General features: G+C 55.8%; 17 protein-coding genes. 3 read left to right on the forward strand and 14 right to left on the reverse strand.

The genetic code is table 11. The features are described from left to right. Positions 1–51: 51 nt before the first annotated feature. Positions 52–471, reverse strand: a complete 420-nt coding sequence (locus HS1genome_RS09020) for a type II toxin-antitoxin system VapC family toxin (RefSeq protein WP_126450609.1) — start codon at positions 469–471, stop codon at positions 52–54. Next, positions 458–682, reverse strand: coding sequence for an AbrB/MazE/SpoVT family DNA-binding domain-containing protein (locus HS1genome_RS09025; protein ID WP_126450610.1), 225 nt, complete (start codon positions 680–682; stop codon positions 458–460). Before HS1genome_RS09025 ends, HS1genome_RS09020 begins: the two co-directional genes overlap by 14 nt. Before the next feature lie 678 nt (positions 683–1,360). Here HS1genome_RS09025 and HS1genome_RS09030 point away from each other — a divergent pair. Further along, complete coding sequence (locus HS1genome_RS09030; RefSeq protein WP_126450612.1) at positions 1,361–2,407, forward strand: NAD(P)/FAD-dependent oxidoreductase; 1,047 nt, start codon at positions 1,361–1,363, stop codon at positions 2,405–2,407. Here the strand turns inward: HS1genome_RS09030 and HS1genome_RS09035 are convergent. Next, a complete protein-coding gene (locus tag HS1genome_RS09035; protein ID WP_126450614.1) occupies positions 2,393–2,743 on the reverse strand; it encodes a hypothetical protein in 351 nt (116 codons plus the stop codon). The genes HS1genome_RS09030 and HS1genome_RS09035 overlap by 15 nt on opposite strands. Positions 2,744–2,775: 32 nt before the next feature. After that, positions 2,776–3,228 carry a hemerythrin domain-containing protein gene (locus tag HS1genome_RS09040; protein WP_126450616.1) on the reverse strand — a complete coding sequence of 151 codons (453 nt, stop codon included), beginning with the start codon at positions 3,226–3,228 and terminating at the stop codon, positions 2,776–2,778. 63 nt (positions 3,229–3,291) lie between these two features. Here HS1genome_RS09040 and HS1genome_RS09045 point away from each other — a divergent pair, with 63 nt between their 5' ends. Beyond that, positions 3,292–3,480 carry a hypothetical protein gene (locus HS1genome_RS09045; RefSeq protein ID WP_126450617.1) on the forward strand — a complete coding sequence of 63 codons (189 nt, stop codon included), beginning with the start codon at positions 3,292–3,294 and terminating at the stop codon, positions 3,478–3,480. 394 nt (positions 3,481–3,874) lie between these two features. Here HS1genome_RS09045 and wrbA read toward each other — a convergent pair whose 3' ends face one another. The 7 genes from wrbA to HS1genome_RS09085 form a co-directional block, all read right to left on the reverse strand. Beyond that, positions 3,875–4,465 carry an NAD(P)H:quinone oxidoreductase gene (gene wrbA / locus HS1genome_RS09050; protein ID WP_126450619.1) on the reverse strand — a complete coding sequence of 197 codons (591 nt, stop codon included), beginning with the start codon at positions 4,463–4,465 and terminating at the stop codon, positions 3,875–3,877. Between the two features lie 226 nt (positions 4,466–4,691). Continuing rightward, positions 4,692–5,219: a uroporphyrinogen decarboxylase/cobalamine-independent methonine synthase family protein gene (locus tag HS1genome_RS09055; protein WP_126450621.1), complete on the reverse strand. Its 528-nt coding sequence runs from the start codon at positions 5,217–5,219 to the stop codon at positions 4,692–4,694. Positions 5,220–5,228: 9 nt separating this feature from the next. Beyond that, positions 5,229–5,495 (reverse strand): hypothetical protein, encoded by a 267-nt coding sequence (locus HS1genome_RS09060; protein WP_126450622.1) that lies wholly within the window; start codon positions 5,493–5,495, stop codon positions 5,229–5,231. A gap of 214 nt (positions 5,496–5,709) precedes the next feature. After that, positions 5,710–6,816 (reverse strand): mandelate racemase/muconate lactonizing enzyme family protein, encoded by a 1,107-nt coding sequence (locus HS1genome_RS09065; RefSeq protein ID WP_126450624.1) that lies wholly within the window; start codon positions 6,814–6,816, stop codon positions 5,710–5,712. Positions 6,817–7,149: 333 nt separating this feature from the next. After that, positions 7,150–8,712, reverse strand: a complete 1,563-nt coding sequence (locus HS1genome_RS09070; RefSeq protein WP_126450626.1) for an AAA family ATPase — start codon at positions 8,710–8,712, stop codon at positions 7,150–7,152. A 1,025-nt stretch (positions 8,713–9,737) separates the two neighbouring features. Then, a complete protein-coding gene (locus HS1genome_RS09080; RefSeq protein ID WP_126450628.1) occupies positions 9,738–10,778 on the reverse strand; it encodes a hypothetical protein in 1,041 nt (346 codons plus the stop codon). A gap of 1,074 nt (positions 10,779–11,852) precedes the next feature. Continuing rightward, positions 11,853–12,458: a hypothetical protein gene (locus tag HS1genome_RS09085; protein WP_126450630.1), complete on the reverse strand. Its 606-nt coding sequence runs from the start codon at positions 12,456–12,458 to the stop codon at positions 11,853–11,855. A gap of 815 nt (positions 12,459–13,273) precedes the next feature. Here HS1genome_RS09085 and HS1genome_RS09090 point away from each other — a divergent pair. Beyond that, positions 13,274–14,284, forward strand: a complete 1,011-nt coding sequence (locus HS1genome_RS09090) for an aldo/keto reductase (protein WP_126450632.1) — start codon at positions 13,274–13,276, stop codon at positions 14,282–14,284. Positions 14,285–14,418: 134 nt separating this feature from the next. Here the strand turns inward: HS1genome_RS09090 and HS1genome_RS09095 are convergent, their stop codons facing one another. Genes HS1genome_RS09095 through HS1genome_RS09105 form a run of 3 tightly spaced genes read right to left on the reverse strand, consistent with a single transcriptional unit; the run spans position 14,419 to position 16,574 of the window. Then, a complete protein-coding gene (locus HS1genome_RS09095) occupies positions 14,419–15,468 on the reverse strand; it encodes an NAD(P)/FAD-dependent oxidoreductase (RefSeq protein WP_126450634.1) in 1,050 nt (349 codons plus the stop codon). A gap of 60 nt (positions 15,469–15,528) precedes the next feature. After that, positions 15,529–15,804: a TOBE domain-containing protein gene (locus tag HS1genome_RS09100; RefSeq protein ID WP_126450636.1), complete on the reverse strand. Its 276-nt coding sequence runs from the start codon at positions 15,802–15,804 to the stop codon at positions 15,529–15,531. After that, positions 15,780–16,574, reverse strand: coding sequence for an ABC transporter ATP-binding protein (locus HS1genome_RS09105; RefSeq protein WP_126450638.1), 795 nt, complete (start codon positions 16,572–16,574; stop codon positions 15,780–15,782). Before HS1genome_RS09105 ends, HS1genome_RS09100 begins: the two co-directional genes overlap by 25 nt. Between the last annotated feature and the right edge of the window lie 3 nt (positions 16,575–16,577).

Raw genomic sequence — 16,577 nt, forward strand, 5'->3', positions numbered from 1 at the left:
AGAGTCCCCTAGAGGGAAGAGGAGCTTCCTAGTGGGACCGTTTCAATTGAATCAAGCGCCTGGGCCCAGGTCCTCCGCTAAATCGCACGGGTCCAACCTCTCTCGGAAGTCGGAGTCGGCGCTCAACACCTTAGCTCCCAACTTCTCCGCCACCACGGCGTGGAGAGCGTCGTAGGGGGACATTCCCCTCTCCTTGCCTACGGCTATCCCCTCTACTACGTCGTCCACCGACGGTGTGTAGACCGTTAAAGGGAGGGAGAGTATGGCCTCCACTGGACTCTTGAAGTCCACGTTGAACTTCCTGAGGGAGTTTCCCACCTCTAATAGGACGAGGGTGTCCACGACCCCCTTCAGGCGGCCAGCGTAGAGGGCCGATATCACTCTGGCGCAGCACTCCCCGTACCTCCTGTCCCCCACCTTAGCGTAGAAGAAGACGTTGCTGTCGACGAAGAGGAGCTCATCCCTCCGCAAGCTCGTCCACCCTCTCCGGGCTCACCTCGGTGTTCGACTTCGACCCCAAAAGGACAGAGAGCGGGTCCCTCACCCTCCTCATTTTCCTCCTCAGTAGGAGCTCTTGATCGTTCAGGACCAATACCTCCACCTCCTCTCCTGGCTTGAGACCCACCCTCTTCCTGACTTCCTCGGGGATCGTGACTTGGTACTTAGCTGTCACCTTCACCATACGTATACGTATACGTATGGAGTTAAAAAATGTTTGATGGTGCGACAGGGAAGCTCGTTCAACCGATTCAGGGTCAGGCGAGCCACTTTGAACTGAAGGGCAGCCTTTTCACCTCCCGTCCATGACGGGAGAGGGCCGTCAGAGGAGAGGGAGCCTCGCCCTTGAGTGCCGAGAGTAGGTCGGCGCGGACGTACCGACGGGAACCTACTCCAGCGGACTATTCCTCTCTAACAATAACCTCCCCATACCCTACGCCCCTGGACTTGCCACTCCAACGAAGTCGGCCGGAAGCCTCTCCCAACTCGCTTCCGCGCCTCTAACGCGTAGAGTACCCACTTCACGAACTCCCTCAGGTACCCTGCGCCGCGCCTCTTCGCGATTGAACCAAGGGAGCAGTCGACCTCCCCAAAGAAGTATAGTCCTCAATCCTAGTATCGCATGGGGAGCGGACCACCTGTCCCAGTGTTGACTAAACGACGAGAACGCGCCAGGAGGGTAGGGGAATGTGTACTTTCCGTATGCCCTAGAGGGTGAACGAACTTCCTCGAAGTTCTCTGGGACCTCCAAGCGGGCGGGTTGAAGTGGTGGGACAGAAGCCTCTAGGGAGCACTAGTCCACGTCACTGCGCCTAACCTTTGAGGGACACCTTTTTACGCCCTACTCGTTATCTAGTTAGCTATGAAGAGGACAGTCGTACTGGGCGCCGGTTTCGCGGGAGTGGCGGCGAAGTTGCTCAACCCGTCGGCCTTGTTGATAGACTCCTCATCGCACTTCCACTTCACCCCACGCTACGTTGAGGTGGTGGAGGGCCTCCACCCCAACTCCGCCTCCATCCCGAGGACAGTGGACCTGGAGGCCTCGGTGAAGGAGGTGAGGTTCAAGGAAAAGGTGGTGGTCACCACTGCGGGGGAAGTGAGGTACGACGCCCTGATCGTCGCCCTGGGGTTCAGTCAGGACCTCTCGAAGATAAGGGGGGCTGAGAGGTACGCCCTCAAGTACGAAACTATGGACGACGTGCTCAGGTTGAGGGAGATGGCGTCTAGGGCGAGGTCGGTGGCGATAATGGGCGGGGGACCGTTGGGAATCGAGTTGGCGGGAGCCCTCAGGGGAAAGAGAGTTTACCTAATAGAGGGCGAGGAAAGGCTCCTCCCCTTCCTGAGAGAAGAGACCTCCAACTACGCCCTGAAGTTGTTGGTGAACGCGGGAGTGGAGGTCATGTTGAAGACCACGGTGGACGAAGTTAAGGAAGGTGAGCTCGAGACCTCGCAGGGGAGACTCAAGGTCGACCTCTCCGTCTTCGCGGCCGGCTTCGCCGGGCCAGAAGTGATCCGGCGCCTGGGATTGCCAAACAAGAGGAACAGGATGTTGGTGGACAGGACCCTTCAGTCCGTCGAAGTCCAGGACGTCTACGGAGCCGGGGACTGTGCCACCTTCAAGGATGGCTGGATCCCCCAGTCGGCCCAGGTGGCCCAACAGTCCGGAGAAGTGGCGATGAGGAACGCCATGGGTGGGGAAGTACAATTCTCGCCGAAGCAGAGGGTCGTCGTGTTCAGGGTGGGGAGGGAGTACTTCGGCGAAGTTAACGGTAGGCTGGTGAAGGGGGCAATCCCTGGAATACTCAAGGAGTTCGCACTTGGGTTGGCTGAGGCTAAGGTGAGCAGGTTGAATCGCGTCCTCTCCACTTCACCCAACTATCGGCGCGGTTCCTCCTCAGTTACCCCTTAACGTCAACCTCACCAGTTCGTTCAGGTGCATCAGGATGGAGGAGACGAAGAGCCCCACCCCCACCGGCCCCAGGAAATCCCTGAGGACAAACCCAACTATCGCCAGCGTAGTCCCAGAGACCATGAGGACCAGCTCCGCCACTATGTACTCCTCCTTCATTCGCACCGCCCTCACGAGCGGTGGGAAAACGAGGTGGGTTATTCCCACCACCATGGTTACCACGAAGCCCATGAACCACGTGAGGAAGACCGCGTCCCTTTCTGCTCCCACCAGTCCCAAGAACTCCAACAGGAGTACAGCCGAACCGGCGACTAGGAAACCGAAGGCGACTAGCACGTAGGACGTGACTACCCTAGCGTAGTCCAGCGTTACAGCCTCACCCCCGTGAGTTCACCGTACCTCGGGAACTCCTTGAGCTTCAACACCACTCTCCTCGTCACCTCCACCGTCCTACCTTCATCTATGGGGAGGACAAACAACCTCTCCTCCTCGTTCGCGTTGTGGTCGAGGACAACCTTGACGTACCTCTCGGCCCAGTCCCTCCTCCTCTCTCTCAAGACGCCGTCTCCGTAATTCCTGATGAGCAGGTGATCGTTGGTGAAAGGCCTCGTCGCCTCAGCCGGGAAGAGCTGGAAGACGTAGTTGTCCTCTATGGGGGCGTGCCAACCGACGATGAAACCGTGAGTTTCCTCGAGGATCTGCCATCCCACGTCGCAGTTAAGGGCCCTCAGCGCCGCCGAGAACCTCACTCTGAGGACGGCGTGTTCGAATCTGAGGAGATCGACCGGGTTCGAGAACGGGAACTTGAGGTCGCTCTTCAAAGTCGTTCACCTCTCACGTCCTCGAGTTGAGCCGAGATCCCATTTCAGTATAAGCCCTAAAAGGTGAGGGGAAGAGATATAAACGAAAGGAGGCCAGACGTTGCTACAAGGAACTGGGCTGTCCGGGAGGGGCCAAACGACCTACTCGACGTTTCGCTGCCAGTCCCACCCCGCGAAACGTGCATACTTCATGTGAACCACATTTACGGACTTCCCACTTCCGCCTCACCTTGCCTAGCGATAGAGGGCTGAGCCCCGCGGAGACTAACGACCCTCCCGATCGCGTCTAATGCTTTATCGTACATCGTAAACTGGAGGGGGACGTTTACTAAGTGGGTCCCCGATTCGGTGAAGGGTGACGCTCAGTTCGCCTACGCTCATCGAACGGGAAGTGATATTTGAATTACGAAAGACCGTCCATCCACATGGATGGTGTTTACCACCTCCTCGACCTCAGTTTAGACGAAAATCACGCGGGATGGAGTTTCCCCTACCAGTTGTCGGGGAGAGATGCGTAATTACAAAAGACTGGAACCCTCGCCCTTCAGGCCGGGGAGGAAGTCACTTCACTTGAAATTCTTTCTACGAGGGGACTCCCCTTCCAAAGGACCTCCTCGACTTTCCCTAAGGAATCCACACCCCTAACTTAAGGCGAACTCAGCTTCCTGGCCACCTCCGCGACCCTCCTCCCTAGGAACCTAGCTATGACCCTCTCCTTCTCGTCGAGCTCCTTGAGTGACGAGAGGTGGGACGCACCGTAAGGTGACCCTCCCGCTGTAGTGGACCCCACCTCCGGGATCGCGTAACCCACCGGAACTATTACCATACCGTGATGGTAGGCGAACGTGCTCATGGTGAGTACAGTGGTCTCGTGTCCTCCATGCATCGTGTTGGCCTCCGTGAAGAAGCCCACTGCCTTTCCCACTAGGGCCCCCTTTCCGAATAGCGGTCCCGTCTGATCCAAGAAGGTCTTGAGAGGTCCGGCCATGTTGCCGAACCTAGTGGGCGATCCCATGACTATCCCGTCGGCCCAGACCAGGTCGTCTAGGGTCGCCTCGGGGATATCCTTCACGGAATCTAAAGGTATCCTCATCTTCTCCACGAGTTCGGGAGGCATGGTTTCCCTGGCCCTCCTGAGTCTTACCTCAGCCCCAGACTCCTGGGCTCCCCTGTATACCTCCTTAGCCAGCTCCACTATGGAGCCGTAACCGTAAAAGAGTACCAGGACCTTCACCATGCGATACATTTCAAGCCTGAGGTAAAAACGTCAACGCCTCACAGCTACTAACATGTTCCTGAGCTTACCGGAGGTGTTCCCTAGGGAACGTATGTTGAGATCTTGTGCGAAACCACATCCCGGACTGGCGATCAGGTCTCTCCCCCACTGGCCTCCGTTGCGGCCTCGTACCGTCTTCGAACTACTGGTTAAACGTTCCTACTCTTGACGTTCACTATTCCTAGCGCTAGCGTTCCTCCGGCGCTTCGCACTCCTTGAAGAACTTCAGCTCCTCGAAGTCCCTTATACTCTCGAACAACTCGAGGAGGCCTATGATCCCAGCCTGGAGCTGACATATCTCATGCAGGGGATGGTCGGACTGTCCTAAGGTGTCGAACTTGGAGTTAAGCAAGTTTACCCAGCAGGAGTGCATTCGCAACCTATCCTGTGGGAGCTTAGAGAGGACCTCGTTGTTGGTGGAGACGGATTCCCTAACCTTCCCCCTACCCTCGTTGTATTGGCCGTGTACATCCAACCGAAGTATGTCGGGTGCCTCGAACTGCACGGAGTCAGCCCCGGCCTCTAGGGCCAACTTAGCTTCGTTGTTCGAGATTTTTCCGACGTGGTCTAAGAAAGAGTCTAAGTTAGGGTAATGAGGTCTCACGATCTCCCTCAACGAGTTGAGGAGCGACCTATCTCTCAGCGGAACCCTTCTCTTATCCGGGTAGAAGTGCGACAGGAAACTAGGCGCGGGAATGGTCACCCTCTTGCTCACTTAGAACCTTTACAAGGCCAGCTTGATGACCCTCACCTCCGAGGATGGGCCTCGATCGGCGACACCCCCTCCACAGTGTGGACCCTGTCTCCCGGTCAGTCCACTGAAACTCTTGCTGTCTGAATCCTGGGAGGAAACGTCACCGAAGAATACGTTCCTCCTACATTCCCCGTCGTTCACCTCGTCCACCCTGGCCTGCCTCCTCACCTCCCGATAGCTCTGGGTTCTCCTCGGTGAGTCCTTGGGGTCTAGGAAGACTTCCGCTCGTAGTTCCAAGGTCCGTTTCTAAACCTAACAAAGCTGCCCAATTCAGTTTTCTTACGGCATCGCCCTCGAATGGAGATTCCAAGTTGGGTTCAGACTGGCCTGAGTGTTAGAGTCACGCCACAAGTAAACACGAGGGATCTAGTCCTAGGACGCGAAGACTGATATCGACGACTTCCCTCCAGCGGCGAACTCAAGGGCTAGGAGAGGAAACTGGTCGGTTGTACTACGTCACCTTCTCGTACTTGACTTGATAGCTCTTGAGCCTATCCCAGTCGAACTCGAGCCCGTGTCCTGGACCGTCTGGAGGAAGCGCGTATCCTTCCTCGAACCTCAGCCCCTTCCTCAGGAGGCCGCTGTCGTTGAGGTTGCTTCCTGGGAGGTGCTCGAGAAACATGGCGTTCCTCACGGCGGATAGGACCTGCACTGAGATCTCCTCGCCGAAGTGAGGCGCAACCGGGAGCCCCAGAGAGTCCGCCAACTGGGCATACCTCATCCACTCCGTCACTCCGCCGCTCCTCAACACGTCAAGTTGAACAACATCCACACATCCTTCGGTGATGAGCTTCGTCTGTTCGTAGGAGGAGTAAAGGCTCTCCCCCGCGGCTATGGGAACCCTGAGTTTCCCCCTGAGCTCCTTGTACTCGTCCAGCAACTCGGCCTCTATGGGTTCCTCCAACCAGTAAACCAAGTCCTCCATCGCCCTTCCCCTCCTCAGGGCTTCGGTGAAGCTCCAGCCCCTGTTGGCGTCGACCATTAGTGGGTCCTTCCCGATCACTTCCCTGACCGCTCTTATCCTGGAGAGGTCCTCCTCGAGCTCAGGTTTCCCCACCTTGATCTTGAAGGCCCTGAAGCCCATCTCCTTGAATTTCTTCACGTCCTCCACCAATTCCTGGACGGTGAAGTTGAGGTCTATGGCGCTCCTGTAAGCCCTGACCTTGGGGTTCCTAGGACCTCCAAGAAGTCTGTAGAGGGGGACGTCCTGGGCCCTAGCCTCTGCGTCCCAAAGCGCTATGTCTAAGGCAGCGTAGGCTATCCTACTCACCCCCTCCAGGCCGTAGGAGTAGGTCATCGACCTGGCCTTCCTGTTCAGCGTGAGGGGGTCGAGCTCCTCCGAGGTCAAGAGCTCCTTGGCCCAGTATTCGGACAGGAGGCTGAACACGGCCCCTCCCCCTCTTCCTTGAGTGTAAGTGAAACCGACGCCCTCCACTCCTCCGTTGAAGGTGAGCTTGACTAACACCCACTCGTAGTGGGTGAACCTGGCTATGGCGTTCTCCTGGACGTGTCTGGAGGGTACCCTGTAGAGGCCTACCTCCACCGTCCTAGCTTTCATAGATTTATGAGTTCAATTTGACCATAAAAGCTTTGTTAGGGGATTACTAACGACTAGGGGCGCAATCGACGATTCACCCCGTCGTTAAAGCGGAAGTCGATTAGCCGAGGAGTTCGTCTACCTCGACTGGGTTACGGAGTCAGAGGGTTCTTGGAGAAAGGGAACAGAGCCCCTTTTTGGGCTAACACCCCCTCGCACTGTCTGATCGATCTAAACCCACCACCAACAGGTTCCGAACCCTCAGTCCACAGTGAGCGGCAGAGGAACTACGCGACAAGCGCCGAGTGTGGATGACGCCATTTCACGTTTTTCTATCCATCCCACGGTAGAGTCCTACATCGTGTTGGAGTTGGTCTTTATCTCCCTAGCCGTCCTGGATATGAAGTCCACTGCCCGATGCCCAATCAGTTCCCTGTAATCCCAACTAGCCAGGAGGAGGTTATAGGCGTCGAGGTACCACTTCTTCACCGCCGATCCTAAGTTCCCCATTTCCTTCGCAGTACTGAGCAGGTCGTCAGTGGTGAGGCGTTGGGGATTGCCTGTGGACATCTCCTTCAAGGCCAGGTTAGAACTCGTCCTCCTCACCAAGTCTATCACCTCCGAGGCCGAGGCCCACTCTGTGGCCTTGGCGAGCCTCTCTAAGTCCACGTCCGCCTCGACCTTCATCCTCAAAATGGCCTTCTGGAAAAGGATCTTCCTCTCCTCGAAGTTCGGATGTCTGACTAGGAACCACCTTCCGAACCTCCCCCCTCTAAGTAGGGCGGTATCCACGTACCACGGGGAGTTGGTTGTTCCCACTACCACCACTTTCCCTCTCTGCCCCTCCATTGTTGAGAGGATGTGGAGTAGGGCCGAGAGGGAGTGTACAGAGTTGTCCCCCATCCTTCTCTCCCTCGCCATTCCCAGGCCATCGAGTTCCTCCAGGTCGACTATGAACGGCTCGTGTTTCTTGGCGTAGTTGAAGATCTTCTGCAGGTTCCGCTCACTCACACCGACGAAGGGACTCAGGATGGAGCTCTCCTCGATTACGACGTAGGGTATACCCAGTTCTCCAGAGATGGCCCTCACAATGAGGGACTTCCCGTTCCCAGGTGGACCGTAAAGCAGTATTGGACTGACGGTGTCGAGACTGTACCTCTCGGCCAGGTCTGGTCTCGCCAAGGGGATCACCAAGCTCCTCCTTATCTCCTCCTTCACCTCTTCTAGTCCGACAACGTCCAAGAACTTCACTTCGGCCACCGCCGACTTTACCGACTTTATTTCACCGTTTTCACCGTACTCGTAGAACGGGAACCCACGTTGTTGTTCTTCGTCGTCGTCGAGGTGTTCTTCGTCGTCGTCGAGGTGTTCTTCGTCGTCGTCGAGGTGTTCTTCGTCGTCGTCGAGGTGTTCTTCGTCGTCGTCGAGGTGTTCTCCTTCCCTTTCTTCTCTGCCTTCCGCCGCTTTTGTTTCCTTGTTCGAGAGCTCTTCCCCAAGTCTGAGGTAGTCCTCCGGAGTGGAGAGGCCGTCCATTGGTCCGAGTTCCTTAAGTATCATTCCAACAGTCTTGTAAACGTCCGCCGCGTCGGGCTGCTTTTCCATGAGTTGTACCAAGGAGTTGAGGACCATCATCAGGCGTTCCCTTTTATTGACTCCTTGAATTTCTGCGTTAATGGTAGCCATGCCTGCATTGAATAGGACGTCGAGACACCTGGGCTTATGGTCTGAACAGAACAGGGAGTACGCCAACCTGTAGGAGTAGTAGGACATAAGGTAGTTCCCTGACCTGAAGAGTTCGTTTCCCAACCTATAGAGAGTCTCGAGGTCGACTTCGGTACTCTGGGATCCGCTGAACTCAAATTTACACCTGCTACACTTCCCGTTCATCTCCCCGCCGCAGAAGGGGCACCGTTCCACTACCGTAGCACATAGTTCGGAAATTTAAATTAGATGTTGCCAATTACCTTAAGTTCTAGGCTCGGACCCTTGAGGTCGCTCGAAGTGGCCACCTTTAGCGCACCTTTCTTTAGTTCTGTGGAAGAGGGACGCTAACTTACTTCCTTAAGGGTTCGAACTTCCAGTCGCCTTCCCCTTGGAGGAATCTGTGAGCTGAACCTCCACCCCCGTCGTGTAGAGTGCGTTACGACGGAGGGAGTTGAAGTCTTCGCAGGCGAAGAGGTCCCCTCTAAATTTCAACGTTTAACCTTCGACGACGCCGAGCACTCACTCATCACCTCGGTCGAGGGCTCGATGGAACCTTGGGAGGAACTACACCCGCATCAATATAACCTTCAATTCCAGTGAGGCCTGACGTCTCCACCCTCAAACTGAGCGGCGTGGATGTAACTCGACGCCCAGAACGGCGGACACACGGAGGAGAACCCCTTTAAGGAACAGACGCTCTACCAGTTAATTGGAACAGGCGATAGGCTCCCTCTCCTTAATTCTCAAGAAGAGACTTCCTAGGGAAGAAATCAACCCCTCTTCCTCTCTTGGTCTTATTGAAGGACAGAGTTAGGCGTAAACCACTCCGTCCTCACGGGCGGGGCTTCGGGGTTTCCGGTACCCTTCGCGGTGCACCTTCATCCCCCTTCGGGGTGTTTACCTACCCCCGACCCGTACCTCTCGTTGAGGCACGGGCTACGTTGATCGACGCGTTCAAGTCGCGGTTACGTACCACACCGCACTTACGTCTGTATTCCCTTCCGTCCGTGCGGGCAACGTGCCCGCATCAGTGACAAGTTCTTGATGTTCTAGGACTACGTTTAGTTCGTGCCTCTTCTCTTCATTAGGGTTTAGGATTTTTCCTCGTATTGCTATCTTTACTTCAGCTTTCAGGGAACGTCCCAGATCTTTTCATGTCTGTTTTGATATTTACACTTATACTCCCCGTCCTCACGGACGGGGTCTCTGGTGAGTAAGATGAAAGATCGGGTAGTAGCTCAGGTGAACTCCTCCCTCGCCTTTCTCAGTATCGGTTCGACCTTCCTCGTTATGGTGTCTACGTCGAAGTGCCACTCGCCGTCCCTGCCGAAGTACTCGTAAGGGATGGTAGCGGTGAGGACGTACTCCCAGGTGGGTTTGGTGGGACTGAGGTAGAAGGTGAGGTCGTGTCCTTCGGCCACGAGTTGAGATAGGAAGGTGGTTGTGGGTAACAACTGATGCACTTGTCCCAGTGCTGCTGTGTAACACACGTCGTCTGCGCACGAGGTGAGGACGGTCGTCGGTATCCTAGAGAGCCTACCCATCAATTCTTTCGGATGGTAGACGGTGAGTCTGAACGCCGACCTGAAGAGCCATACGTTGTACCCCACCACCTGTCGTTTCTCTACGTGTTTAGTCCAGTGATACACGGCCTCCTTGAAGGGCAAACCCAGTTCGATCGCCACTTCCTTCAAGGATAGATCTGCCCTCTCTTGTCTCTTTCCTTGTAGGTTCACGTCCACCCAGTCCGGCCTTAGAAACGTTTTTGAGTTCACTTCGTACCTCATGGGGTCCCTCTCCTCTTCCTTCATTTCCCCGAAGGTCCCGCTCTCGAAGTCGAAGTTCTCGTAATCTGGCTTATAGTAGTACCTCTCCTTGATCTCGGCAATATCGTAGGACGAGCATAGTTCGTTCTCCACTAAGTTGTTCAGGAGAGAGGTGAAGTCTCGACTGCCGTGAGGAAAGTAAACGACCAAGGAAAACCTCCTAGGCGAATTAACGTCCTTCACTACCGACGACACTATACCTCCTAGAGCGTCGTAGATGAACTTGGCACTCGCCATGGGCGAGCACGCCATGGTTACCAACGTCAAGGAAAGTCCCAGAGCTGAGGGATCGTTGACTGGAAAGACCCTCATGCCCAGATGGGTGCGCAACCAGTTAACGATGGAGGGTACGTCGATGTCGGGGTTTTCCTTAGAGAGTTCTGTCAAGTTGTCACCGTGGACGAAAAGGGAATTGACCACCCTCAGCACTTGACTCTTCTCCACCGTTAACACTGGGTGCACCCCACGATCATGATGATCACCCAGTGAATTTCGAGAATATAAAGACTAGAGACTAGCTTCCAGTTGGGACGACGAACTGTGAATTCCTGTGCGAGTCGTAGGACCTATCTCCGGTCTTCTGAAACTTCTGCCCCACCGTAAACTTACGTGAATCCCCAGAACGGGAAACTACGAAAGGCCTAACTTCATTAAGGGATAAGGTTCCTGTCGACTATAAGTGCGACTGTGATTAAAGATAGTTGCGACGGGAGAAAAGAGGTATTAAGGACTCCAGGGTGAAGTAACCATTTACAAAGTCTTTGATACTTTCAGTGCGGTAACGAAGATTCCTTTCTGTAGGGAGGCTTGATTAAGTGAGTTAAGCTAGGGACCTTAGGTTGAAAGCCCTTATCCCTATCGTTCAGAAGTTAAGGGGATCTTCTTGCCCAACCCATTAGAGGTGCACTTCTAAGTCTGATAACTGTTCACAAAGAGAACTCTCCCCTAAGAGCCTAGAGTGTATAGAAACTAGCAGAGTCAACTAAATACAAAACCACTTTTACCTAACAACCTCCTATTACTATTTAACTGTTCCCGAGCTCAGCGTTGCTTGGGGCCATCACCTTTCACCTCCTTTATTTTGGTTCCTCATGTAATATACTCGCGGAATTCATGAGTAAGCGTTTCTATCGTAGACTAAGTTAACAAGACAGGAAGGGACGGTCGCCAGAACGAAACTCTTATTAAGGAACAACTGAAAAATCTAGAATTCACTACAAGGCCATTTCGTGGTATTACGATAAAAAAAGTTTTATATAAGCAGAGGGACGGTGCCCTGAGTGAGGGACCGAAAGAAGGTTCCTCTCGGAGGTATGAGGAGAGGACGAATCCCAAACCTAGCGGGTAGGAAGGTCCAGTAAGTGGAGGCTGAAGGCTGTGCTAGAACGTAGCTCGGTCCTGGCGTTGCGAATATGGAGCCCGTCAAACAGTCGACGACGTGAGCGAAAACAGTCTACCGGCGCTAACTTTCCAAGAGGACTCTCGGCCAAGAGGACTCTCGGCAGATGGTGAGAAGTCTCGAGGGTCTTACCTGTCCTGTACTACGAAGTGAGCAGTGACTACCTGCCCTATGAAGTTCCACGCCACAACGGTGTAGACGCCGGGAGCCAACGGCTCTGCCTCGAGGCCTGGACCAGCGAACACGCTGCTCACGTTCAGAACAATCTCCTCACGGAAAAGGGTGGTGGAGGGGCCCTTGGAGCCGTAGTTGAGGGAGACCTCGTCAGAGTGGGGAAGGAAGGTCAGACTGGACGGTGGCACCGAGAATGGGCAAAACGCGACCCAGTAGGGGTATAGCTTGAGTGGTTTCCCACCTGTGTAGTTGAGGGCCGTGTAGTAGCCCTGTAGCACTTCCGCGCTAAGTAGGTAAGTGTCGTACTGACAAGGGTAAGGGTACCCAAAGGAAGACGCCGTTGTGGCAGGCACCGTGTAGTTCACGTCCCCTCTGTAGAACAGGGTGACGTTCACCTCCACCCACCCTCCGTATCTTACTCTGGTCGAACTTAGATCGAGGGCGAGATAGAAGAGCTTAGACTGAACGGTTCCCCCTGAGTTGACCTGGTCCCTCCAGTATGCCGAAATCACGGAGCCCGTTACGAGCAATACGACCGCTAGGATTAAAGGCCACTTCACACAGTGAGTTCGGTCCCCTCACGTATATAAGAATTCTCCGGGTCTCCTCGGCGTGTTAAGCTCGACTCGAAGGCCTTCGTGAAGGGGGTAAGGAGATCGACGATATGACGTAAAGCGAGGCGATGTTGTGAACTCTGTGGAAGACCTGTGGACCCCCTACCTCCTCGGGTGACCTGTACTCGAGAGTAGACTGGCACCCATCTCCCTCCACAGAGCTCGACCGCCCAGAGGGGAAGTTCTAGGGTACCCTTCCTCACACGTTAGATCAGCCTGACTCCCTAGAGCTTCGGAACACACGTTATCCCTGGATTGTTGGCAAAACGACTTCATAGCACTCCCGTCCCACGAACTAGAATGGATCGAGGAAACCGTGGAGGAGGTTATGTAAAGGCTCTCAACATCTACTACGTCGCTCAGTTTAGAGGTAAATCGGTAGTCTAAGGAGCACGGGGTGAAGCTGCGGGACCGTCGACAGATCTCCACTCGAAGTCCCTCCCTTCACTGCAGCCACCGCGAGGGAGTTGGGAAGGAGTGTGGGTCGTTTCAGGGTCCCTAGTTCGGCAATACGTTAGGACTCGTAGGGCCCTACCTACTGCGACGCTCCCAAGCTCACTGCCCTCGTAGACGGTTCAAGGTTTCGAGCTCAAGAAGCCGTTTAAGGACCTCTCTGCCCTCAGTTCGTTACTCGTCCCTGAGGCTCGTCGAACGGGTGGGACGTCCTCACTCCCGCTAGGGACGTCCAGTCAGATTTCACGCTTAGAGTGACGTCAATGTTAACCCTCCTCCTTAATTACTCTAACAACACACCCTTAGATATGGAGTACGTTAGGTTGGGTAACTCGGGAGTCAAGGTTTCTAGGTTGTGTCTCGGTACTTGGCATCTACCCCTCACCGGGAGGAGGGATCAGTACGGGGTTTACGAGGTAGACGCAGAGGCCTCGGTAAAGGCCATGAAGGTGGCGTACGACTTGGGGATAAACTTCATCGACACGTCGAATAGGTACCACGGGGGAATGCAGAAGACCGATCTGAACCACGTGGGGAACGCGGAGAGGATAGTGGGCAAGTTCCTCTCCCAGGTGGACAGGGAGTCTGTCGTCTTAGCGACGAAAGTGAGGGGCCAAATGGCTCCGTGGCCCAACGGGGAGGGGCTCTCCAGGAAACACGTGAGGTGGCAACTGAGGGAGAGCCTGAAGAGACTCAACACCGACTACGTGGACCTGTACCAGCTCCATTGGGCCGACCCCGACACCCCTAAGGAGGAGACCCTCACCACTCTGAACTGGCTCCTCCAGGGGGGTTACGTGAACTACCTCGGGGTGAGCAACCACCCGCCCCACGAGGTGGTCGAGTTCCAAGAGATCGCGTCGAGGAGGGGAATGGAGGGATTCGTCTCTATGCAGGAACTTTACAACCTCCTAGAGAGGGGGATAGAGTCTGCTGGGCTGCCTGTGGCCAGGAGGTACGGGATGGCAGTCATGGCTTACTCGCCCCTGGCTCAGGGAGTGTTGACGGGGAAGTACTTCAAGGACGGACAATGGAACGTCCCGGCGCTCTCGAGGGCGGAGGCGGTTGAGGAGTTGAGGTCCAGGTACTTCACACAGTCCTCCGTGAAGACCTTGACGACCCTGGAGGAGGTTGCTAGGGAGAAGGGTGCCACCGTCTCCCAGGTGGCGCTGGCTTGGCTCATAAGGAAGGGACACTCCACGGGAGTGACGGTGATACCGATAGTGGGGGTGTCGAGCCCCAGACACGTAGAGGAGAACTTGGCTGCCTTAGAAGTGAAGCTCTCCGACGACGACATGAAGAGGTTGGAGGGGGGATGACGCGTACTAGGCCAGAGGTCGTTGAAGAACGCTCTAGAGGCGAGAACGCCTGCTCTTGTTCAAACTCGACGTCACACCTTCACCCTCCTTCAACTCCCGGGACCACGTCGGTTCAAGGCCAGCGACAGAGGCGCCTAGGGGAAGACCCCCTTGAGCGTCGCCCAGTAGAGGGACGCGAAGGCCCTCTTGAGGTCCTTGAAGGCCTTGTTTGGACCGAGAACCCTACTCCCGGAGAAGTCCATCCTGACTAGGAAACCGTCTCCTCCACCGTAGATGGCACACATTGCCCTCCCGTCGTACTTCCTCTCCTCCCATCCGTTCACCTTCGCTAAGACGTTCCAGGCCGCCACCTTGGCCTCGTAGTGCGCCTTCCCCCCTGTCTTCGGTGGGAAGGTGAGGCCGTTGGCGTCCCCGACCACGAATACGTCGTCGTATCTCCCGTACCTCAACCTCTCGTCAACGGGGATGAAGTCTCCCTTCGCGAGTTCCTTGAACTCCTTCCCCACCTTGACGGGCGGGTCCAAGAGGGCGAGGTCGTACTCCACCCTCTCCCCAGACTCGGACTCGATAGTCCTCGAACCCGTATCTACCCTCGAGACCGTGAAGCCCCTCATCACCCTCACTCCCAGTTCCCTCGCTCTCTTCCCCAAGGCTTCCGACATAGGTCTCATTAGCTCTGGAGGGGAGGAGACAGGGTTCAACAGCGTTACTTCGGCCTTAGGGTACCTGAGTTTGAGGGAGAAGGCCATCTCGAAAGGGGCGGCGGGGCACTTCACAACTCCCCAGTAGCCCACCACTATCTTAGTCCCTGAGAAGGAACGGATCCTTTCCCTGATACTCAAGGCCCCGTCGACGGTGTGCCAGGCAGGGAGGGGGACTTCCACGCTCTCCACTCCCGGCGCGAGTACGAGGTAGTCGTACACGATCTCCTTGTCCCCGACCAACACGGAGTGGTCCTCCACCCTCACTTTCCTCGCCCTGTCCCTCAGCACGGGAGCCATCACCACGTCCTGTATCGGCCTCGACACGGCCAGGTCCTCTCCCAGGGCTAGGTCCAGGAGGCCAGGTTGATACACGTGTTGAGGAGAGGGATCCACCACAACGACGTCCAGGCCTTTGGAACTCAACAGGTTGGCCGTCACCGCGCCCCCGTTCCCCGCACCGACGACTACCACCCTCGCCATGTGAACTCCTCCCTCCAGTAATATTTAAACTCAACTTATAGAAAAGAACATCACGGTGACTCAGGCGGTGTTCAACCCCTCAGTGACGTACTTCGCGTTCCCCTCCTCGTCGAACCAGTAGAGGGCGTCCACTGTGGTTCCAAGTACCACCTCCGAACCTTCCTTCGCCGTCCAAGAGGCCTCGGCCGTGGCAACCAAGGGGAGGTCTCCCACCCTGCAGTGGATCAACGTTTGGTCTCCCAGCGGCTCGACGAACTCCACCCTCGCTTTGAGGCTGACCTGCCCCTCACCAGGTCTGAGCCTGGAGGGCCTCACTCCCACCCTGTATTTCCCCATGGAGGGTGGGATCTCGACCCCCCTGAGGAACTGAAGGCGATCTGGGGGATCACGTTCATGGGTGGATTCCCCACGAAGGTGGCAACGAAGACGTTCCTAGGCCTATCGTAGAGCTCCAGGGGAGTGCCCACCTGTAGGACCCTCCCCTCGTTCATCACGGCCACCTTGTCCCCTAGGCTCATCGCCTCAACCTGGTCGTGAGTGACGTAGACTATGGGCACGTTTACCATCTCCTTCATCCTCTTTATCTCGGCCCTGGCCTCCACCCTCAGCTTCGCGTCTAGGTTGCTCAGGGGCTCATCCATGAGGTACACGCTAGGGTCCCTGACCATCGCCCTCGCGAGGGCCACCCTCTGGGCCTGTCCGCCCGAGAGTTGTCCCGGCCTCTTGAAGAGGAGCTGCTCTATCTTGAGTACCTTGGCCACCCTCCTCACCTTCTCGTCGATGACCTCCCTCCTCACACCTCTCACCTTCATGTTCAGGGCGATGTTCTCGTAGACCGTCATGTGGGGGTATAGCGCGTAGTTCTGGAAGACCATGGCCACGTTCCTGTCGGCCGGAGGGACGCCGTTCACAACCTTCCCGTTCACTACTACTTCCCCCCTGTCTGGCTCCAGGAGGCCCGCTATCACCCTCAGGAGGGTGGTCTTACCGCAGCCTGACGGACCTAGGAGGACGAATATCTCACCGTCTTCGAACCTGAGGTTAACGTCGTCGAGGGCCTTAGTCTCCCCGAAGTACTTGGTGATCCCCTTGACTTCCACTACCATCTC

This window comes from Sulfodiicoccus acidiphilus, assembly GCF_003967175.1.
Lineage (GTDB): Archaea > Thermoproteota > Thermoprotei_A > Sulfolobales > Sulfolobaceae > Sulfodiicoccus > Sulfodiicoccus acidiphilus.